The 20,779-nt window shown below is 70.9% G+C and carries 15 protein-coding genes; 9 read left to right on the top strand and 6 right to left on the bottom strand.

The genetic code is table 11. The features are described 5' to 3' along the window. Positions 1-290 precede the first annotated feature (290 nt). From ABZU43_RS01940 to purS, 4 genes are read right to left on the bottom strand one after another with little or no spacing between them, the layout of a single operon-like run. Positions 291-1,046, bottom strand: a complete 756-nt coding sequence (locus ABZU43_RS01940) for a 2-phosphosulfolactate phosphatase (RefSeq protein ID WP_355005170.1) — start codon at positions 1,044-1,046, stop codon at positions 291-293. Positions 1,047-1,050: 4 nt separating this feature from the next. Beyond that, positions 1,051-3,720, bottom strand: a complete 2,670-nt coding sequence (gene purL, locus ABZU43_RS01935; protein ID WP_355004711.1) for a phosphoribosylformylglycinamidine synthase subunit PurL — start codon at positions 3,718-3,720, stop codon at positions 1,051-1,053. Between the two features lie 46 nt (positions 3,721-3,766). Beyond that, entirely contained in the window at positions 3,767-4,450 is a 684-nt protein-coding gene (gene purQ / locus ABZU43_RS01930; protein WP_091396055.1) for a phosphoribosylformylglycinamidine synthase subunit PurQ, read from the bottom strand. Beyond that, positions 4,447-4,710 (bottom strand): phosphoribosylformylglycinamidine synthase subunit PurS, encoded by a 264-nt coding sequence (gene purS / locus ABZU43_RS01925; protein ID WP_355004710.1) that lies wholly within the window; start codon positions 4,708-4,710, stop codon positions 4,447-4,449. The genes purQ and purS overlap by 4 nt, the downstream gene beginning before the upstream one ends. Positions 4,711-5,068: 358 nt before the next feature. On the opposite strand from purS, the gene ABZU43_RS01920 reads away from it, so the two are divergent. Together ABZU43_RS01920 and ABZU43_RS01915 are read left to right on the top strand one after the other, a co-directional pair. Next, complete coding sequence (locus ABZU43_RS01920; protein WP_355004709.1) at positions 5,069-5,752, top strand: trypsin-like serine protease; 684 nt, start codon at positions 5,069-5,071, stop codon at positions 5,750-5,752. A 24-nt stretch (positions 5,753-5,776) separates the two neighbouring features. Then, a complete protein-coding gene (locus ABZU43_RS01915) occupies positions 5,777-6,340 on the top strand; it encodes a YbjQ family protein (protein WP_355004708.1) in 564 nt (187 codons plus the stop codon). A 38-nt stretch (positions 6,341-6,378) separates the two neighbouring features. Here the strand turns inward: ABZU43_RS01915 and purB are convergent, their stop codons facing one another. Further along, positions 6,379-7,803 (bottom strand): adenylosuccinate lyase, encoded by a 1,425-nt coding sequence (gene purB / locus ABZU43_RS01910; RefSeq protein WP_238689259.1) that lies wholly within the window; start codon positions 7,801-7,803, stop codon positions 6,379-6,381. 175 nt (positions 7,804-7,978) lie between these two features. Between purB and ABZU43_RS01905 the strand changes: the two genes are divergently transcribed. The 3 genes from ABZU43_RS01905 (at position 7,979) to ABZU43_RS01895 (ending at position 15,302) form a co-directional block, all read left to right on the top strand. After that, positions 7,979-10,297, top strand: coding sequence for a right-handed parallel beta-helix repeat-containing protein (locus ABZU43_RS01905; RefSeq protein ID WP_355004707.1), 2,319 nt, complete (start codon positions 7,979-7,981; stop codon positions 10,295-10,297). Positions 10,298-10,468: 171 nt separating this feature from the next. Beyond that, positions 10,469-12,796 (top strand): PKD domain-containing protein, encoded by a 2,328-nt coding sequence (locus ABZU43_RS01900; RefSeq protein ID WP_355004706.1) that lies wholly within the window; start codon positions 10,469-10,471, stop codon positions 12,794-12,796. 178 nt (positions 12,797-12,974) lie between these two features. Next, positions 12,975-15,302, top strand: a complete 2,328-nt coding sequence (locus ABZU43_RS01895; RefSeq protein WP_355004705.1) for a PKD domain-containing protein — start codon at positions 12,975-12,977, stop codon at positions 15,300-15,302. Positions 15,303-15,369: 67 nt separating this feature from the next. On the opposite strand, the gene ABZU43_RS01890 is transcribed toward ABZU43_RS01895, so the two are convergent. Further along, the gene (locus ABZU43_RS01890; protein ID WP_355004704.1) at positions 15,370-16,662 is read right to left on the bottom strand and encodes an acetyl-CoA C-acetyltransferase; all 1,293 of its coding nucleotides are present in this window, start codon (positions 16,660-16,662) and stop codon (positions 15,370-15,372) included. Between the two features lie 55 nt (positions 16,663-16,717). Between ABZU43_RS01890 and ABZU43_RS01885 the strand changes: the two genes are divergently transcribed. From ABZU43_RS01885 to ABZU43_RS01870, 4 genes are all read left to right on the top strand, one after another. Continuing rightward, the gene (locus tag ABZU43_RS01885) at positions 16,718-18,088 is read left to right on the top strand and encodes a 3-oxoacyl-ACP reductase (RefSeq protein ID WP_355004703.1); all 1,371 of its coding nucleotides are present in this window, start codon (positions 16,718-16,720) and stop codon (positions 18,086-18,088) included. Beyond that, positions 18,088-18,954 carry a MaoC/PaaZ C-terminal domain-containing protein gene (locus ABZU43_RS01880; RefSeq protein ID WP_355004702.1) on the top strand — a complete coding sequence of 289 codons (867 nt, stop codon included), beginning with the start codon at positions 18,088-18,090 and terminating at the stop codon, positions 18,952-18,954. Before ABZU43_RS01885 ends, ABZU43_RS01880 begins: the two co-directional genes overlap by 1 nt. A 107-nt stretch (positions 18,955-19,061) precedes the next feature. Beyond that, complete coding sequence (locus ABZU43_RS01875; RefSeq protein WP_355004701.1) at positions 19,062-19,814, top strand: NUDIX domain-containing protein; 753 nt, start codon at positions 19,062-19,064, stop codon at positions 19,812-19,814. Then, on the top strand, positions 19,811-20,779 hold the full coding sequence (locus tag ABZU43_RS01870; protein ID WP_355004700.1) for a serine/threonine protein kinase: 969 nt from the start codon (positions 19,811-19,813) through the stop codon (positions 20,777-20,779). Before ABZU43_RS01875 ends, ABZU43_RS01870 begins: the two co-directional genes overlap by 4 nt.

Below are 20,779 nucleotides of genomic sequence, written 5' to 3'. Positions count from 1 at the left end.
TCGGCCAGCCCGCCGGGCGGAACCGACCGGACACCCCGCCGCCGACCGAGCGCGGCGGTCGCCGCCTCGACTGGCTGGACGACTGACCCCACCACAGCACATGAAAACGGCCACCCGGAGATCCGGGTGGCCGTTTTCGCTGCAAGACCCACTCGCGATCGGTGAAGTCGGGCCATCCCGGAGACCTGGACACCGCGACTTCCGGAAAGCCGAGTTGATCACAGGGAGCGCGCGGCGCGGTCAGGCGCAGTCAGATGCGGTCAGGCGCGGTCAGGCGCAGTCAGGCGCGGTCAGGCGGCGGAGAAGACACCCTGGTGGAGCACCGGCACGACGTCCGACACGCCGATCCGGACGGCGACGTCCACGTCCGCGGCGAAGCCGCTCTCGGTCAACTCCCGTCCGGAGACGCTGCCGCGCACCGCAGCGGGCAGATCCGGAGTGCTCGCCAGCGCGGCGAGCGCCATGGCCGCCTCCACCGAGAGCCCACCGGGCACACCGGAGAGGGCGTCCAGCACCGAGGCGGCACCGAGTTGGTCCTCCACCGACGGTCGCAGCGACCCGTCCGGCCACCGTTCCCCCGAGGCGATCACGCCGATCGGGGCGTCCAGCGTGCCGTACCCCTGGCGGCGCAGCCAGTGCCCGACGGCGCGCGCGTTGCGCAGGCACGCCGCGACCACCGGCAGGCCGGTGGCGCTGGCGGCGGCGCTGATGGCCGAGCCGTTCGGGGAGGGCAGCACGAGGTCCGCCACCACCGGTGCGCTGCTCAGCGCGGCGGGCGAGAGCGACCACGGATGTTCCGTGGTCGTCTGCCGTCGCCCGACCGCAGCGGTCGCACCGACCCGGACGGCGTACTCGGCCGCCTGCTCACCCCAGGGGAACGGGTGCACCCGCATCCCCCGGGCGACCGCCACCTCCACGGCGGTGGTGAACGAGAGAACGTCCACCACCACCAGCGCCGCACAGACCCGGCCGAGTTCGGCCGCCCCGGTCAGCCCCCAGTCGAACCGGGCACCCGATCCGGGCTGGCCGTAGACGGCGGCCGTCAACGCCTCAGCGCTCGTCAGGCGACGGCTCGGTGACACCGGAGTCAGGCTCGGACACCTCGCCCGGCTGCTCTGACCCGATCGGCTCGACCGCGCCGGTCTCCGGAGACGGACCCGAGGATGCGATCGGCTCGGAGACCACCTCGGCCGCGTCGACCGGCTCGGCCGGCTCGCCCGGCAACGGGACGGCCTCGACCGCACCCGCCACGCCGGCAGCCGGCGCGGGCACCTCGACGGACGCCGAACCCCCGAAGAGGCGCGGCAACGTCTCGGTGTGCGCGGTACGCAGCTCGTCCAGGCCGATCCGGAACTGGCCGTGCACCTCGAGCGCCCCACCGGACGGGTCGGTGACGCCGATCAGCTCGAACGGCACGCCCCGCTCGGCGCAGAGCGCCGCGAACGCTTTGTCGTGGCCGCGCGGCACCGAGACCAGCGCCCGCGTGGCGGACTCGCTGAACAGGTAGACGAACGGCATCGAGCCCTCGGCGAACTGCTCCGGCACCGCGACCCGGGCACCGACGCCGCGACGCAGGCAGGACTCGACCAGGCTCTGGGCGAGACCACCGTCGGAGAGGTCGTGCGCGGAGGCCAGGTGACCGACGCGGGCTGCCTCGGCCAGCAGCTCGGCGAGCGCCTTCTCGCGGAGAAGGTCGACCTGCGGCGGAATACCACCGAGGTGCTCGTGCGTCACCCAGGCCCACTCCGAGCCGGACAGCTCCACGTTCGTCTCGCCGAGCAGGTAGAGCTGGTCGTGGTCGCCAGCGGCGCGCGGCACGAAGCCCATCGGCACCCGGTCGGCGACGTTGTCCAGCACGCCCAGCACGCCGACAACCGGGGTCGGGTGGATGGCCGCCGCGCCGGTCTGGTTGTAGAAGCTGACGTTGCCGCCGGTCACCGGGATGCCCAGCTCCAGGCAGCCGTCCGCCAGGCCGCGCACGGCCTCGGCGAACTGCCACATCACGCCCGGGTCCTCCGGGGAGCCGAAGTTGAGGCAGTTGGTCACGGCGATCGGCTTCGCGCCGGTCACCGCGACGTTCCGGTACGCCTCGGCCAGGGCCAGCTTGGTGCCGTTGTACGGGTCCAGTCGGGTGTACCGGCCGTTGCCGTCGACCGACAGCGCCACACCGAGGCCGGTCCGCTCGTCGATCCGGATCACGCCGCCGTCCTCCGGCTGCGCGAGCACCGTGTTGCCCAGCACGTAGCGGTCGTACTGCTCGGTGACCCAGGTCTTGTCGGCCAGGTTCGGCGACGCGATCATGCGCAGCACGGTCTCCCGCAGCGCGTCCGGGTCGGCCGGGCGGGGCAGCGTCTCGGCCCGGTCGGCCTGGAGCAGGATCAGGTCGGCCGGCTCGCGCATCGGGCGGGCGTAGACCGGGCCGTCGTCCACCAGCGAACCCGGCGGCACGTCGACGACCAGGTGGTCCTGCCAGGTGATCAGCAGGCGACCCGGGCGGCCGTCCGGCTCGGGTGCGGTGACCTCACCGATCGCGGTGGCGAGAACACCCCACTTCTCGCAGGTCTTGAGCACCGCGTCGAGCTTGTCCGGCTCGACGACCAGCAGCATCCGCTCCTGCGACTCGCTGGCCAGGATCTCGTGCGGGTCCATCGAGGGCTCGCGCAGCGGCACCCGCTCCAACCAGACCCGCATGCCGGTGCCGGCAGCGGCGGCGGTCTCGGTGAGCGCGCAGGTCAGGCCGGCGCCGCCGAGGTCCTGGATGCCGACGACAAGTTGGCCGTCGTACAGCTCGAGGCACGCCTCGATCAGCAGCTTCTCGGTGAACGGGTCGCCGACCTGCACGGCGGGTCGGCGCGCCTCGCTGCCCTCGTCGAAGGTGGCGCTGGCCAGCACCGACACGCCGCCGATGCCGTCACGGCCGGTCTTGGCGCCCATCAGGACGACAACGTTGCCCGGCCCGGCGGCGGCCTTGTTCTGCAGCCGGTTGACCGGCAGCACGCCCAGGCAGAGCGCGTTGAGCAACGGGTTGCCCTGGTAGGAGGGGTCGAAGACCAGCTCGCCACCGATGTTGGGCAGGCCCAGGCAGTTGCCGTAGCCGCCCACTCCGGCGACCACGCCGGTGAGCACCCGGGCGGTGTCCGGGTGGTCCGCGGCACCGAAGCGCAGCGGGTCCATCACCGCGACCGGGCGGGCGCCCATGGCGAGGATGTCCCGGACGATGCCGCCGACGCCGGTCGCCGCGCCCTGGTACGGCTCGACGAAGCTCGGGTGGTTGTGCGACTCGACCTTGAAGGTCACCGCCAGCTCGTCCGAGATCTGCACGACACCGGCGTTCTCACCGATGCCGGCGAGCAGCCGGTCGCTGTGCGGGGCCTTCTCGCCGAACTGGCGCAGGTGCACCTTGCTCGACTTGTAGGAGCAGTGCTCGCTCCACATGATCGAATACATCGCCAGCTCGGACTGCGTGGGCCGGCGACCGAGGATCTGCCGGATCCGGTCGTACTCGTCGTCGCGCAGGCCCAGCTCGGTGTACGGCTGAAGCTCGCCCGGGGTGCCACCGGCGCGCGGAACGGTGTCCACGCCCTCGGTCCAGACGGCGGCGGCCGGCTGGGCGGGAGCGGTCGCCGGTGCGGCCGGCTGCGCGGGGCTCGGCTGGGACGGCTGCGCCGGGGCGGAGTACGCCTCCGGCGTGTCCCGTACCGGATCCGGATGGGTGGTCATGACCTCTCCTCGCTGCGCTCGTGCCCGCCGAACCCGCTCCTCGCACTCATGCCGGCGCCCCGACCAGGTGCTTGAGGACCGACGTGAAGAAGCCGAGGCCGTCCAGCGAAGGGCCGGTGAGCGCCTCCACCGCGTGCTCGGGGTGCGGCATGATGCCGACCACGTTGCCGGCGGCGTTGGTGATCGCGGCGATGTCCCGCTGGGACCCGTTGGGGTTGCCGCCGACGTAGCGGGCGACCACCCGACCTTCGGCTTCGAGCTGGTCCAGCGTCGCGGTGTCCGCGACGTAGCAGCCCTCGCCGTTCTTGACCGGGATGAGCACCTCCTGGCCGGGCTGGAACGCGTTGGTCCACGCCGTCCCGGCCGATTCGATGCGCAGGACCTGGTCCCGGTTGCGGAAGTGCAGGTGCTGGTTGCGGGTGAGCGCGCCGGGCAGCAGGTGCGCCTCGCAGAGGATCTGGAAGCCGTTGCAGATGCCGAGCACCGGCAGGCCACCCCGGGCGGCGTCCACGATCGTCTCCATCACCGGGGCGAACCGGGCGATGGCGCCGCACCGCAGGTAGTCCCCGTAGGAGAAACCGCCGGGCAGGACGACCGCGTCGACACCGTGCAGTTCCGGATCGCCGTGCCAGAGCCGGACCGGCTCAGCGCCGGCGATCCGGACGGCCCGGGCCGCGTCCCCGTCGTCCAGCGAGCCGGGGAAGGTGACCACACCGACCCGGGCGGTCACGAGCGGGTGTCCGCGGTCTCGTCGGCCTCGACCACGCGGACGGTGAAGTCCTCGATGACCGGGTTGGCGAGCAGCTTGTCGGCAATCTCCCGGGCGCGGTCCAGGTCCGGTTCACCGGTGAACTCGATCTCGATGCGCCTGCCGATCCGAACCGAGGCGACGTCACCGACGCCGAGCCGGGGCAGCGCGTTTGCGACGGCCTGGCCCTGCGGATCAAGGATCTCGGGCTTGAGCATGACGTCGACGACGACGCGAGGCACTGGGCACTCCTGACTGTGTACGCAGTTGGGTGCCGACCCACAAATGGGCGAGCGCAGCCAGCGTACCTGGCAGATATCGCCGCGGACGCACCGGCCGGGTGCGGTTCAGGCAGTGATCGACATTACTGACGCTCAGGGTGACACGTCAGGCGCTACAGGTGGCCCTAGCAGGACATACACGGCGCGGCGGGTGGCCGAATCGTTACATTGGGCAACCTCGATGACCTGCTTGATAACGATCGCGTCGCACCCTACTCTACATCGATGTAGGTCGATCTGCCGGCGACGGGAACCCCCGCCGTCCGGCACCGCCCGCGCCCGGCGACCCCGGGCCCGCCCCGTCCAAGGAGTCCACCCGATGCGCATCCGCCCCCTGCTCGCCGTACTCAGCACCGCGCTGGTCGGCGCCCTCGGCGTCACGTCCGCCGCGTCCGCCGCTCCCGCCGGCCCGCAACCCATCATCGGCGGCGGCACCGTCTCGTCCGCCCCCTGGGCCGCCGCGGTGCTCAGCAACGGCTCGTTCACCTGCTCCGGCAGCGTCATCGCCGCGCAGTGGGTGCTCACCGCCCGGCACTGCATCAGCGGCACCATGTCGGTGCGCGTCGGAAGCGTGAACCGCACCTCCGGCGGGGTCACCCGCACGGTCAGCGCCACCTACACCCGCAACGACCTCGCGCTCATGCGGCTCTCCAGCACCGTCAGCACCTCCGCGGTCAGCCTGGCCAGCAGCAACCCGCCGATCAACTCGACGAACTCGATCTACGGCTGGGGCATGACCTGCTACAGCGGCTGCTCGGCGTCCACCCAGCTCAAGACCGCCACCGTCCGGGTGACCAGCAACGGCGCCACCGACGCGTACGGCGGCCAGGCGATCCGCAGCACCCGGATCAACGGCAACGCCTGGCGCGGTGACTCCGGCGGCCCGCAGTTCTACAACGGTCAGCAGGTCGGCGTCGCCTCCACCGCCGACGGGTCGAGCATCCAGAACTACGGCAGCGTCGCGTACAACCGGGCCTGGATCACCTCGGTGGCCGGTGTCTGACGGTTAGCGCCCCGCTCGGCGCGGATGGTCGGCCACGTGCCGGCCGTCCGCGCCGCGTCGTTTTGCAGCATCCGATCAGGTGAACAATGCACCCGATCGCGTCGCGCCACTCCTGACAGCATCGGAACCGTGCTGGTCGTGACGACAGAGCAACTGCCCGGCTACGAGATCCGCCAGATTCTCGGTGAGGTGGTGTCATCGATGGCCAGGACGCGCAACCCGTACCGCGAGGGTGTGAAGAACCTGCGCGGTGGCGCGTACGACCCGATGGCCCCGGACAACCTGACCCGGTGGCGCACCGACTCGGTGACCCGCCTCGGCGAGGAGGCCCTCCGGATCGGCGCGAACGCGGTGATCGGCATGCGGTTCGACAGCCGGGACTGCGGCGAGATGTGGATGGAGATCTGCGCTTACGGGACGGCAGTGGTCGCCGTACCCAAGATGCCCGAGGTCATGCCGGCCGACCAGCCGGCGGTCGCGGCGGAGACCGCCACCGACCCGGCCTTCGCCGAATCCCTCGGCGGCATCGCCGAACCCGCCAGCGCCCCCAACCTCCGCACCGCAGCAGAAACCCCAACCGGCGAATGACCCCGCCCACCCACCGACCCCACCGGGTGGGGTTAGAGCTAGAGGATGGGGGGTGGGCTGTAGGTGGCGGCGTTCGGGTGGGCCGTCACCACAGTGGTGATGCGGCTCGTCACCGCTGCCACCTGGGCCTGGGCGGCGCCCACGAAGGCGTTGCGGTCGGCGACCAGGGTGTCGATGTCAGCGCGGGACAGGCCGAGTCGGCCGTCCGCTGCCAGGCGGTCGAAGAGGTCGTTCTCCGGCGAGCCCTTCTCGCGCATCGCCAGGGCCACCGCCACCGCGTGCTCCTTGATCACCTCGTGGGCGACCTCCCGGCCGACGCCTCGCCGGACCGCCGCGACCAGGATCTTCGTGGTGGCCAGGAACGGCAGGAACCGCTCCAGCTCCCGGTTGATCACTGCCGGGTACGACCCGAACTCGTCGAGCACTGTGAGGAACGTCTGGAACAGCCCGTCGGCGGCGAAGAACGCGTCCGGCAGCGCCACCCGGCGGACCACCGAGCAGGACACGTCCCCCTCGTTCCACTGGTCACCGGCCAGCTCGCCGACCATCGACAGGTAACCCCGGATGATCACGGCGAAGCCGTTCACCCGCTCCGAGGAACGGGTGTTCATCTTGTGCGGCATCGCGCTGGAACCCACCTGACCCGGCTTGAAGCCCTCGGTCGCCAGCTCCTGGCCGACCATCAACCGGATCGTGGTGGCCAGCGAGGACGGCGCGGCTGCCGTCTGGGCCAGCGCGGCCAGCACGTCGAAGTCGAGCGAGCGCGGATAGACCTGCCCGACGCTGTCCAGCACCCGGGAGAAGCCCAGGTGCTCGGCGACCCGCCGCTCCAACTCGGCCACCTTGTCGGCGTCACCGTCGAAGAGGTCGAGCTGGTCGGCGGCAGTGCCGACCGGTCCCTTGATCCCCCGCAGCGGGTAGCGGGCGATCAGCTCCTCCAGCCGTTCGTACGCGATCAGCAGTTCCTCGGCCGCCGACGCGAAGCGCTTGCCCAACGTGGTGGCCTGCGCCGCCACGTTGTGCGACCGGCCGGTCATCACCAGCTCGGAGTGCTCGTGGGCCAGCCAGGCCAACCGGGCCAGGGTGGCGACCACCCGGTCACGGATCAGCTCCAGTGAGGCGCGCACCTGGAGCTGCTCGACGTTCTCGGTGAGGTCCCGGGAGGTCATCCCCTTGTGCACGTGCTCGTGCCCGGCGAGCGCGCTGAACTCCTCGATCCGGGCCTTCACGTCGTGCCGGGTGACCCGCTCCCGCTCGGCGATCGAGGCGAGGTCGACCTGGTCGAGCACCCGCTCGTACGCCTCGACAACGCCGTCCGGCACCGGCACTCCCAGGTCTCGCTGAGCGCGGAGAACGGCGAGCCAGAGCCGCCGCTCCATCCGGACCTTCTCCTCCGGGGACCAGAGGGCGACCAGTTCGGGCGAGGCGTACCGGTTGGCCAGCACGTTGGGGATCGTCGTCACGTGCCTCATTCTCTCCTACCCGGCGGCCCGTGCGGCCGGCAGGCCAGGGCGGGTGCCGCTGGGGCCGAGTGGCCGTTTTGTCGCCCGGGGCGGCACAGCTACCAGCCGGTATCGGATCATGGTCTCCATCTGATCTCCGGCGAAGCCGAATCCCACCTTCACGACAGAGGCATGCATGCGTAGAAGATCCCTCGCCGGCCTCACCGCGATCGCGGTGACCGGCGGCACCCTTCTGGCCACCGGCGCACCCGCCCAGGCAGACGACCCTGTGATGCTTCTGCACGTCAATCAGGCCGACGCGAACTGCTCCGACCAGGGGCCCGGCTCCGACGACACGCCGTTCTGCACGATCGGTGCCGCAGCCGCCGTGGTGACCGCCCCCGGGGAGGTCTGGATCGACGGCGGCACCTACGCCGAGCGCGTCACCATCACCAGCTCTGGCACACCAGAGGCAGGGATCGCCTTCAAGGCCCGGAATTCTCGTACCCCGGTGACGCTCGTCGGTCCGAACGCGGGGCTGGTCGTCGACGGCCAGCACGACATCTATATCCAGGAAATCAATGTCAGTGGGTCTGCCGACGTGCCCGCCCTCGATCTGCGGAACGCCTCGAACGTAGTGGTCGCGGGTGGCAGATTCACCATGGCGAACGTCGCCACCGCGCCCGCCATCCGACTCGCCAATGCGACGTGGACATGGCTGGATGGCCTCATCGCCACCGGAGCGGCGCTCGCCGACGGATTGACGATGGATGCCTCCACCAGCGACGTGCGCGTTAGCAACACGCTGGTGTCGACCGCCCCGAACCACGTCGCCGCCGATAGCGGCGTGGGCATTCGAGTCGAGGGGCCGCGCAGCACGATCATCGACGGCGATGTCGCCGGCTTCTCCGGAGCTGCCATCTCGGTGGGCCCTGCCGCCGCCGGGACGGTGATCGCCAACAACCGGATCAAGGGCGGGATCGGATACGGCATCCACAACCGCGGCGCCGTGGGCACTGCCATCGCCAACAACGAGATCCAGGACCGCTGCCTGGGCGGCATCCGGGTCGACGGCGCATCGTCGCAGGTCTCGGTGCAGAACAGCGTGCTCCGCAACAACGCCGCCTTCAACCAGGGCTACTGCGACCCGCAGGCTCCCGAGGGCGCTGAGATCGCGGTCCACGACGCCGCGCTGAGCAGCACGGTGATCGATTACAACAACACCTGGCACCAGTCCACGTCCGGGACCGGCTACTCGTGGAACGGAACCAGGATGGGCCTCGCCCAGTTCCGCACCGTCTCCGGGCAGGCCGCACACGACCGGTACACCTCGGATGTCCGGGAAAATGTCGACTCGGCGAACTCGACGGCGCCCGGCTACCAGGATCTCGACACCGAGGGCAAGCCACGCCGGGACGATCCGGCAGTGGCGAACACCGGCACCGGCCCGATCGCGTACGCCGACCGTGGCGCTGCCGAGTCCATCAAACACCCGGTGTCCTCCTTCGACGCCACAGTGGACCTCGCCACGAGCACGGTCAGGGTGGACGCCTCCGCCTCGACGCCGGGCTTCGTCCCGATCCGTGATTACGACGTCAGCTGGGGCGACGGAATCTCCACCCGCCACACCAGTCCGATCGCCACGCACAAGTACGCCAAGCCGGGCACCTACAACGTCACCGTCAGCCCCATCGGAACCGACGGCCTGTCCGGCAGCAGCACCGAGCAGGTCAGCGTGCTGCGGCGGACCGCTTCCGTGGGCCTGCTCGCGATGTCGAACCGTCGCTACGTGGCCACGTCCACGTCGGCTCTCCTGCCGAACCAGGCCGGGTTGACCGCCGCCGCGCAGTACGACCTGGGGGACGCCGGCAACGGCCAGGTGGCCCTCGTCGCGCGGTCCAACGGCCGCTACGTGACGCAGTCGGCCAACGAGTCCCTGAACGCCGCGGGCCAGGTGGTCGGCACGCCGGAGAAGTTCACTGTCGTCCGCAACAGTGACGGCACCGTCAGCCTCAAGGCCAGCAACAACCTGTACGTCACCGCCGACGCCAGCGGCACCGTCTCGATGAGCGCCAGCCGGTCCACCATCAGCGCCTCGGAGAAGTTCGCTCAGGTTCCGGTCGCGGACGCGAACAGGTCGCTGAAGGCCAGCGTGAACGGCCGCTTCGTGATGGCCGACGGTGCCGGTGTGAAGCCGCTGATCGCGAGCGCGGCGACCGTCGGCAGTTGGGAGCGGTTCGACATCGCCGACCTCGGTAGCGGTCAGATCGCCCTCTTCGCCCGCGCCAACAGCCGCTTCGTCTCCGCCGACGGCGCGGGCACCAAGCCGCTGATCGCCAACGGCCCGGCCATCAGCACCTGGGAACGGTTCACCATGGTCCGCAACAGCGACGGCACGGTCAGCTTCAAGGCCGGCATCAACAGCAAGTACGTCAGCGCCGACGGCGCGGGCACCAAGCCGCTGATCGCCAACGGCCCGGCCATCAGCACCTGGGAGAAGTTCACCCTCGGCTGAGCCGAATCACCACCTCGACGCCCGCCAGGCCGCACGGTCTGGCGGGCGTCGTCGCGTACGAGTGACGGGTGGCCGTTTTGTCACCCAGGTCAGCACCCCACTTGTCGATCAAGCAGAATCGCCCTATCTGACTCCCGGCGTCGCCGGATCCTCCTCCTTTTCGAGGCCAGCATGCGTAAATCCTTCTTCGCCGGTCTCGCGACCGCCTTACTGACCAGCGGCACCCTGGTGGGCACCGCGCTGCCCGCCCAGGCGGCCGCTCCGACGACGCTCTACGTCCGGCAGAATCCCCCCGCCAACTGCTCGGACCAGTTCCCGGGCACCTTGGCCCAGCCGTTCTGCACCATCGGAGCCGCAGCAGCGATCGTCACCGGCGGGCAGACCGTCGACATCGGCGGCGGCAACTACCCGGAGCGCGTCACGATCGGCACGTCCGGCACGCCGGAGCAGCCGGTAACTTTCGTCACCACCTCCAGTTCCGCGGCCACCCTGGTCGGTGCGACGGCCGGCTTCGTGATCGACGGCCAGCACGATGTGGTGCTCCAGAACCTCCGCGTCGTCGGGTCGGGCGACGTGCCGGCCCTGGATTCGCGCAACTCCTCGGGCCTCACCATCCGGGGCGGCACCTACGCCCTGGACAAGCCCGCGACGTCACCGGTGATCCGGTTCGCCGGCGTGACCTCCTCGAGCCTCTCGAAGATCACCGTCAGTGGGTTGACCGCAAGCGCCGGCATCACCATGGACGCCGCGAGCAGTGACGTGGACATCCAAGGAACGACAGTGGAGGGCTATCCCAACGAAAACCTTCCCGGTGACACGGTCGGCGTCCGGATCGACGGACCGGGCAACTCGTACGTCGGTGGCCGCATCGACGGCTTCACCAGCGCGGCGCTCGCGCTCGGGCCTGCCGCGGCCGGCACCGTGGTGGCCAACAACCTGATTTCCCGGGGCGGCGGCCACGGCGTGCACAACAACGGGGCCACCGGCACGGCGATCACCAACAACACCGTCAGGGACCGCTGCCGCGACGGCATCCGCGTCGACGGGGCCTCGTCCGGCGTTTCCGTACAGAACAACGTGCTGATCACGAACGGCTTCTTCTACCAGGCCTACTGCGAGCCGTCGTTCATCAACGGTGTCGAGATCGGCGTCTACGGCGATGCCGTCGGGAAGACGGTGGTCGACTACAACAACGCCTACCACTCCTACAACGACTCCCCGGAGATCTACGCCTGGAACACCCGGATGGGCCTCGCCGCGTTCCGGGCCGCCTCCGGCCAGGCCGCGCACGACCGCGAGACGGGACAGGCCCGGGACGACATCGACTCGGCGAACTCGGCCGCCCCCGGTTACCCGACCCTCGACCGCGCCGGCTCGCCGCGTATCGACGACCCGACCGTGCCGGACACCGGCGCCGGCCCGGTCCCCTACGCCGACCGTGGAACCGTGGAGGGCGTCCGCGCCCCGGTTGTGTCGTTCGACGTCGCCCTGAACATCCAGGCGCGCTCGGTGAGAGTTGACGCGTCCGCCTCCACCCCCGGCCCCAACCCGATCGCGTCCTACAAGTTCTCGTTCGGCGACGGCAGCCTCGTCACCCAGTCCAGCCCGATCTCCTCGCACACCTACGCGAACCCGGGCAACTACCTCGTCACCGTCACCGTCACCGGCACCGACGGTCGGTCGGCGGCTCACAACAGGCCGATCAGTATGCTGCGGCCGACCGGAACGGTGGGTCTGCGCGCCCTGTCCAACCGCCGCTACGTGAGCTACGAGAAAGGCCGCGGGCTTCGACCGAACCAGGCCGAACCGAACGCGATCGCGCAGTTCGACCTGGCGGACGCCGGCAACGGCAAGGTCGCCCTCTTCTCCCGGGCGGCCGGTCGCTACGTCGCCGTCGCCCAGTCCGACCTCGCCACGTTGACCGCGGACAGCGCCGTCGTGAACGTACGCGAGACGTTCACGCTGGTACGCAACGCCGACGGCACCGTCAGCCTCCAGACCCCCATCACCAGCCAGTACGTGACCGCGGACGTCGGCGGCGCCATTCCGCTGAGCGCCAGCCGACCCTCCATCGGCACCTGGGAGAAGTTCCTCCTGGTCGTCGTACCGGACGCGAACCGGTCACTGAAGGCGCAGGTCAACGGTCGTTTCGTCAGCGCCGACGGCGCGGGGACCAAGCCGTTGATCGCGAGCGCGGCGACCGCCAGCACCTGGGAGCGGTTCGACGTGGTGGATCTCGGCAACGGACAGGTCGGCCTTCTCGCCCGGGTCAACAACCACTTCGTGTCCGCCGACGGCGCTGGCGCCAAGCCGCTGATCGCGAACGCACCGACGGCCAGCACCTGGGAGCGGTTCACAATGGTCCGCAGCAGTGACGGCACCGTCAGCTTCAAGGCCGCTGTCAACAACAAGTACGTCAGCGCGGACGGCGCGGGCAGCAAGCCACTGATCGCCAATGGCCCGGTCATCAGCTCCTGGGAGAGGTTCACCCTCGGCTGAGCCCTACCGCACTGTCGACGCCCGCCGGAACCCTCAAGTCCGGCGGGCGTCGCCTTGCACACACCGGCGGAGTGGCCGTTTTGTCACTGCGGTCAGCGCCTCAATCGGCCGGTGATGCATGATCACCTTTATCTGACTCCCGGCGATCGCCGGCTCCTCCTCATCCCCGAGGCAAAGCATGGGCAAATCCTTCCTTTCCGGTCTCGCGACCGTCGTGCTGACCGGTGGTGCCCTGGTGGCCACCATCCTGCCGGCCCAGGCGGACGGTCCGACGACGCTCTACGTCCGGCAGAACCCCGCCACCGGCTGCTCCGACCAGTTCCCGGGCACGTTGACGCAGCCGTTCTGCACCATCGGTGCCGCGGCTGCGGTGGTCACGGCCGGCCAGTCGGTGGACGTCGGCAGCGGCAACTACCGGGAACGCGTCACGATCCCCACGTCCGGCACGCCCGAGCAACCGGTCACCTTCTTCGCCAGTGGCGTGGCAACTCTGATCGGCGCGACCGCCGGCTTCGTGATCGACGGCCAGCACGATGTCGTACTCAAGAATCTGCGCACCATTGGGTCGACAAGCGTGCTGCCCGGCCTCGACCTGCGCAACTCCTCGCGGATCACCATCCAGGGCGGCAACTTCGCGATGGACACCTCCTCGACCGCGCCCGCGGTCCGGTTGGCCGGTGTCACCAGGTCGACCTTGAAGCAGATCAACGCCAGCGGGCCGACCCTGAACGCTGGAATCATCATCGACGCCGCGAGCAGCGACGTGCTGGTCAGATCCGTGAACGTATTGAGCAGCGCCGGGTACCGGACACCCTCCGACGGCGTCGGCGTTCGGGTCGACGGGCCGAGAGTCAGCATCCTCGACAGCAAGGTCAGCGGTTTCACCGCAGCGGCAGTCGCCATCGGGGTGGGCGCGGTCGACACTGTGGTGGCCAACAACCAGATCGACGGTGGCCCCGGCCACGGCGTGCACAACAACGGTGCCGCCAACACGGCGATCACCAACAACACGATCCGCAACCGCTGCCGCGACGGGATCCGGGTCGACGGAACTTCGTCCAGCGTTTCCGTGCAGAACAACGTGCTCACCACGAACGGCTTCTTCAGCCAGGGCTACTGTGACCCGGCCTTTCTCGACGGTGTCGAGATCGGGGTCTACGGCGGGGCCGTCGGAAAGACCAAGGTCGACTACAACAACGCCCACCACTACTACAGCGACTCCCCGCAGATTTACGCCTTGAACACCCGGATGAGCCTCGCCGGTTTCCGGGCCGCCTCCGGGCAGGCCGCACACGACCGGGAGACCGGACAACCACGAGACGACATCGACTCGGCGAACTCCGCGGCCCCCGGGTTCCCGGCACTCGACCGCATCGGCACCCCGCGCATGGACGACCCGGCCGTGGCGAACACCGGTGCCGGCCCGACCACCTACGCCGACCGTGGCGCGGTGGAGACCATCAGGCCGCCGGCGGCTTCGTTCGGCGTCAGCATCGATCTCGGAGCGCTCTCGGTGAAGCTGGACGCCTCCGCGTCGAAGCCAGGCTTCCATCCGATCAAGTCCTACCGGTTCGAGTTCGGTGACGGGTCCGGGGTCACCCAGAGCACGCCGGTGGCCTCGCACACGTACGCCAAACCGGGCACCTACAGCCTCAGCGTCGAGGTGACCGGAACCGACGGCCAAACGAGCACCAGCACCCAGCGGGTCAGCGTCCTGCGACGGACCGCGACGGTGGGTCTCCTCGCTCTCGCCAACCGCCGCTACGTCGACGGGTACGGCACGCCTACCGGTCTCGTGCCGAGCAGGCCCGAGTTCGGCCTCGCCACGCAGTTCGACCTCACCGACGCAGGCGGTGGCCAGGTCGCACTCTTCTCTTACGTCACGGGGCGGTACGTCAGCCGGACCTACAGCGGCGGCCCGGACTCGCTGCACGCCATGAGCCAGGTCGTGGACGCTCCGGAGCGGTTCAACATCAACCGGAACAGCGACGGCAGCGTCAGCCTCAAGGCCGACAACGGCCTGTACGTCACCGCCGATCCCAGCGGCGCCGTGCCGCTCGCCGCCACCCGACCGACGATCGGCACCTGGGAGAAGTTCCACCAGGTCAAGGCCACCGACGCCAACCGGACGTTGAAGGCGCGGGTCAACGGCCGCTACGTCAGCGCCGACGGCGCGGGCAGCAAGCCACTAATCGCCAACGGCCCGGCGGTCAGCCTCTGGGAGCGGTTCGACGTGGTGGATCTCGGCAACGGGCAGGTCACCCTCTTCGCCCACATCAACAGCCGCTTCGTGTCCGCCGACGGCGCAGGCGCCAAGCCGCTGATCGCGGGCGCGGCGACCGCCAGCACCTGGGAGCGGTTCACAATGGTCCGCAGCAGCGACGGCACAGTCAGCTTCAAGGCCGCTGTCAACAGCAAGTACGTCAGCGCCGACGGCGCAGGATCCAAGCCGCTGATCGCCAACGGCCCAACCATCAGCACCTGGGAGAAGTTCACCCTCGGCTGAGCCCCACCGCACGATCGACGCCCGCCGGGACCCTCGGGTCCGGCGGGCGTCGCCGTGCACGCGCCGTTCAGCGCTCCAGGATGGCGGTCACGCCCTGACCACCGGCGGCGCAGATGGAGATCAGCCCACGCCCGCTGCCCCGCTCGGCCAGCAGCTTCGCCAGGGTCGCCACGATGCGCCCGCCGGTGGCGGCGAACGGATGCCCGGCGGCCAGCGACGAACCGTTGACGTTGAGCCGGTCGGTGTCGACAGCGCCGAGCGGCGCGTCCAGGCCGAGCCGGTCCTTGGCGAACTCCGGCGACTCCCAGGCGGCGAGGGTGGCCAGCACCTGCGACGCGAACGCCTCGTGGATCTCGTAGTAGTCGAAGTCCTGCAACGTCAGCCCGGCGCGGGCCAGCATCCGGGGCACCGCGTACGCGGGTGCCATCAGCAACCCCTCGTCGCCGTGCACGAAGTCCACCGCCGCCGTCTCCGACCAGCTGAACCAGGCGAGCACGGGCAGGTGGTGCGCCGCCGCCCACTCCTCGCTGGCCAGCAGCACGGTGGACGCGCCGTCGGTGAGGGGTGACGAGTTGCCGGCCGTCATGGTGGCGTGCTCGGCGTCCGGGCCACGGGTGCCGAAGACCGGCTTCAGCGAGGCGAGCTTCTCCAGGCCGCTGTCCGGGCGCAGGTTCGCATCCCGGGTGAGCCCCAGGTACGGCGTCATCAGGTCGTCGAAGAAACCCCTGTCGTACGCGGCGGCAAGGCGCTGGTGTGAGCGCAGCGCCAACTCGTCCTGGGAGCGCCGGTCGATCTGCCAGCGCACTGCGGTCCGGGCGGCGTGGTCGCCCATGGACAGGCCGGTACGCGGCTCGGCGTTGCGCGGGATCTCCGGCTTGAACGGCTGGGACGGGCGCAGCTTCGCCGCGATCTTGAGCCGTTCGCCCAGCGTACGGGCCGAGTTGAGCTTGAGCAGCGTGCGGCGCATCTCCTCGTTGACGGCGAGCGGGGCGTCGGAGGTGGTGTCGACACCGCCGGCGATGCCCACGTCGAGCTGACCGAGGGCGATCTTGTTGGCGACCAGGATGGTCGCCTCCAGGCCGGTGCCGCAGGCCTGCTGGATGTCGTAGGCCGGGGTGTGGGGGTCGAGTCGGGAGCCGAGGACCACCTCACGGGTGAGGTTGAAGTCGCGGGAGTGCTTGAGCACCGCCCCGGTGACCACCTCGCCGATGCGCTGCCCGGCCAGCCCGTGGCGGGCGATCAGGCCGTCGAGCGCCGCGCCGAGCAGGTCCGCGTTCGACGCGTCCGCGTAGCGGGAATTGGAGCGGGCGAAGGGGATGCGGTTGCCCCCGATGACCGCGACCCGCCGGATGCTCTGCACGATCCGCCTCCTCGACATGTGTTGCTCAAACCCTACTCGCCAGTAGGCTACGCCTATGACCGACAGGTACGCGAGCTTCGTCCAATCGGCCGCCGGCCGCGCGCTGGTCAAGCGCCTCGGGCTGCCCGACCCGCCCCGACTGCGCCGGCACCACCCCGGCGACCCGCTGCTGGCCGGCCCGGCCCTGCTCGGCGCGGCCACCGGCGGCCGGCTCGCCGAACCGGTTGCCAAGATCCTCACCAGCGCCGGGGTCGAGCTGGCCGACCCTGCCGGGGCCAACCCGCAGCGGTACGGGGCACTGCTCTTCGACGCCACCGGGCTCATCGACTCGACCGACCTGCGCCAGCTCTACGACTTCTTTCACCCGCAGGCCCGGGCCGTGCTGCCCAGCGGTCGGGTGATCGTGCTGGGCACCTCACCACAGGAGTGCCCGACACCCCGCGAGGCGACCGCCCAACGCGCCCTCGAAGGGCTGGTCCGCAGCATCGGCAAGGAGTTCGGCCGGGGTACCACCGCGCAGCTCGTCTACGTGAGCGGTGACGCGTCGGACGACCCGGTCCACTCGGCTGGCACCATCACGAGCCTCGAATCGACTCTCCGGTTCCTGCTGTCTGGCCGGTCCGCGTACGTGTCGGGGCAGGTCATCCGGGTCGGCCCCGGCGCGGCGAGCGTCCCCGCCGACTGGGACCGCCCGCTGGACGGGCAGGTCGTGCTGGTCACCGGCGCCGCACGGGGCATCGGCGCGGCGCTGGCGACGGTGCTCGCCCGCGACGGCGCGAAGGTGGTGGCCCTGGACGTCCCGGCCGCCGGTGACGCGCTCGCCGCGGTGGCCAACGACATCGGCGGCACCGCCGTCCAGCTCGACCTGACCGCGCCGGACGCGCCGACCCGACTCGCCGAGCACCTGGCCGGCCGGCACGGCCGGGTCGACGTGGTGGTGCACAACGCCGGCATCACCCGGGACAAGACGCTCGGCCGGATGGACGCCGACCGGTGGGACCAGGTGATCGACGTCAACCTCTCCAGCCAGGAACGGATCAACGACGTACTGCTGGCGCGGGAGCTGATCCCGGCCGGCGGGCGGATCATCTCGGTCTCGTCGATCGCCGGGATCGCCGGCAACCGGGGGCAGACGAACTACGCCACCAGCAAGGCCGGCGTGATCGGGCTGGTCGACTCACTCGCGCCGGCCCTGCGGCAGCACGGGATCAGCGTCAACGCGGTGGCCCCCGGCTTCATCGAGACCCGGCTGACCGCACGCATCCCGCTGGTGGTCCGCGAGGCGGGGCGGCGGATGAACAGCCTGGCCCAGGGCGGGTTGCCGGTGGACGTGGCCGAGACGATCAGCTGGCTGGCCTGGCCGGCCAGCGGCGCGGTCAGCGGAAACGTGGTCCGGGTCTGCGGCCAGAGCCTGCTGGGGGCGTGATGGGCGCGGGGCCGGAGCCGGGCAGCCGCACGGGGATCGAGCTGCCCCGGATGCCGGCGGCCGGGGCGCTGCACCGACGGGCGTTGCTCGGTGCGCTACCGGGCCTGGGCGGTGGGCGGCGCGGGCCCGACCTGCCGGCTGTCGAGTTGACGGTGGGCGGGGTGAGCGTCGACCGGGCGCGGCTGGCCGACTACGACCGGGTCTGCGGGTTTCGCCTGACCGATCGGCTACCCGCGACGTTTCCGCACGTCATGGGCTTTCCACTGGCCCTGCGCCTGATGACCGCGTCGGACTTCCCCCTCCCGCTGATCGGCCTGGTGCACGTCGGCAACCGGATCACCACGCACCGCCCGATCACCGCCGACGAGACCCTCGACTTCACCACGTATGCGGAGAACCTGCGCCCCCACGACCGGGGGCGGCAGGTGGACGTGGTGCTGGTCGGCTCCGTCGACGGGGCGGAGGTGTGGCGCGGCGTCTCGACGTACCTCGGTCGGGAGCGCGAGCCGGGCGGACGTGAGCCCGGCGAGCGGCCCGCCGCGCCGACGGCCACCGCCCGCTGGCGGGTGGAACCGCGCGTCGGTACGGAGTACGCGCGGGTCTCCGGCGACCACAACCCGATCCACACCTCCCGACTCGGTGCGCGGCTGTTCGGCTTCCGCCGGCCGATCGTGCACGGCATGTGGAGCAAGGCGCGCTGCCTGGCCGCGCTGGAGGCCCGGCTGCCGGACGCGTACACCGTCGAGGTCGCCTTCAAGCTGCCCGTGCCGCTGCCGAGCACTGTGAGCTTCGCGCTCCTGCCGGATGGCGGGTTCGCCCTGCACGACTCGCGGGGCCGACCCCACCTGACGGGCTTCGTGCGCTGAGCGCACCGCACCGCACCGTGCGCTGAGTTGGTCCTGCCCTTGGCAGGCGTGCACTTCTGCGTTAGGTTGTTCTCAGAGAGAGATGTTCTCAAACTGAGAGAGACGTGATGAACGAGCAGGAGTTCCTGGCCGCGTACGACCCCCGGGCCTATCCGTCGGTCGCCGTGACCGTCGACGTGGTGGCGCTGACCATCCGCGACGGCGCACTGCACCTGCTGCTGATCCGGCGCGGCGAGGCACCCTTCGCCGGGCACTGGGCGCTGCCCGGGGGCTTCGTCCGCCCCGACGAGGACCTGACCACTGGCGCCGGACGGGAGCTGGCCGAGGAGACCGGGCTCGGCGGCGAGGAGCTGCGCCGCGTACACCTGGAGCAGTTGGGCAGCTACGGCGCTCCCGACCGCGACCCGCGCATGCGGGTCGTCTCGATCGCCCACCTCGCGTTCGCCCCCGACCTGCCGGACCCGGCCGCCGGCAGCGACGCCGACGAGGCGATCTGGCTGCCGGTGACCGCCTTGACCAGCCGGCAGCTCGCCTTCGACCACGGCCGGATCATCGACGACGCGTTGGAACGGGCCCGCTCCAAGTTGGAGTACACCCCGCTCGCCACCCGCTTCCTCGCCGCCGAGTTCACGATCAGCGAACTGCGCGCCGTCTACGAGACGGTCTGGGGGCACCCGCTGCACGCCGGCAACTTCCACCGCAAGGTGCTCTCCGTGCCGGGCTTCGTGGAGAGCACCGGCGCCAGCACCGAGCGCGGTGGTGCCCGGGGCGGCCCGCGCGCCCGCCTCTACCGGGCCGGCGACGCCCGCCTGCTGCACCCGGCGCTGCTGCGCCCCGCCCGCGAGGAGACGGTGCGGTGAGGGCCACCGAGGCAATCCACCTGGTCACGGCCGCCCGCACCGACGCGGACCTGTTCGGCGCCGACCAGCCGGCCCGCCGCTACCGCGAGCTGGTCGCGGCCCTGCACCCCGACCGCCTGCCGACCGACCCGGCGGTACGCGCCGAAGCCACCGACGCGTTCATCCACGTCACCACCCGGTGGCAGGCACGGCAGAGCACGGTCCTCGGCGACTACCGGCTCGGCGCGCCGGCCCACTCGGGTGACCTCGCCGACCTCTACGACGTCGGCGACGACCGGCTGCTGAAGCTCCCCCGACGGCCCACCGACAACGACCTGATGGCCCGCGAGGCGCACGCCCTGCGCACCATCGCCGAGCGCGGCGACCCCCGCTACCTGCCGTACGTGCCCCGGCTGGTCGACGAGTTCCGGCACCGCGACGCCAGCACCGGCGCGGAACGGCGGATCAACGTGCTCGCCACCGCACCCGGCCTGCACGACCTCGACGAGGTGCGGCGCGCGTACCCCGACGGGCTGGACGCCAGGGATGTGGCCTGGATGTGGCGGCGACTGCTGGTCGTGCTCGGCCTGGCCCACAGGGCGGGCGTGGTGCACGGCGCGGTAGTGCCCCGACACGTGCTGATCGAGCCGGACGCCCACGGCGTGGTGCTGATCGACTGGTGCTTTTCCGCGGCTGTCGGCAGCACCATCCCGGCGGTGGTCCCCGGCCACGGCTGGGACCCGGAGGAAGTCCTCAAGAAGCAGCCGTGCGGGCCGGGCACCGACATCGCGATGGCCAGCCACTGCATGAGCTGGCTGATGGGCCCGCGCGCGCCCCGCGAGCTGCACACCTTCGCGCAGGGCTGCCGGCAACGGTCTCTGGGCGCCCGGCCCGACGACGCCTGGCGCCTGCTGCGCGAACTCGACCAGGTGCTGGACCGGCTCTACGGGCCACGCACCTTCCGACCCTTCACCCTCACCCCCTAA

The organism is Micromonospora sp. NPDC005205 (assembly GCF_040608275.1).
Taxonomy (GTDB): Bacteria; Actinomycetota; Actinomycetes; order Mycobacteriales; family Micromonosporaceae; genus Micromonospora.
This window is presented reverse-complemented; position numbering and strand designations above follow the sequence as displayed.

What these genes read in the sequence shown, in the direction of transcription:
- ABZU43_RS01875 (WP_355004701.1), top strand. Translation starts at nt 19,062, where the DNA reads ATGAACGAGCAGGAGTTCCTGGCCGCGTACGACCCCCGGGCCTATCCG.
- ABZU43_RS01885 (WP_355004703.1), top strand. Translation starts at nt 16,718, where the DNA reads ATGACCGACAGGTACGCGAGCTTCGTCCAATCGGCCGCCGGCCGCGCG.
- ABZU43_RS01900 (WP_355004706.1), top strand. Translation starts at nt 10,469, where the DNA reads ATGCGTAAATCCTTCTTCGCCGGTCTCGCGACCGCCTTACTGACCAGC.
- ABZU43_RS01880 (WP_355004702.1), top strand. Translation starts at nt 18,088, where the DNA reads ATGGGCGCGGGGCCGGAGCCGGGCAGCCGCACGGGGATCGAGCTGCCC.
- purL (WP_355004711.1), bottom strand. Translation starts at nt 3,720, where the DNA reads ATGACCACCCATCCGGATCCGGTACGGGACACGCCGGAGGCGTACTCC.
- ABZU43_RS01920 (WP_355004709.1), top strand. Translation starts at nt 5,069, where the DNA reads ATGCGCATCCGCCCCCTGCTCGCCGTACTCAGCACCGCGCTGGTCGGC.
- ABZU43_RS01895 (WP_355004705.1), top strand. Translation starts at nt 12,975, where the DNA reads ATGGGCAAATCCTTCCTTTCCGGTCTCGCGACCGTCGTGCTGACCGGT.
- ABZU43_RS01905 (WP_355004707.1), top strand. Translation starts at nt 7,979, where the DNA reads ATGCGTAGAAGATCCCTCGCCGGCCTCACCGCGATCGCGGTGACCGGC.
- ABZU43_RS01915 (WP_355004708.1), top strand. Translation starts at nt 5,777, where the DNA reads ATGGTCGGCCACGTGCCGGCCGTCCGCGCCGCGTCGTTTTGCAGCATC.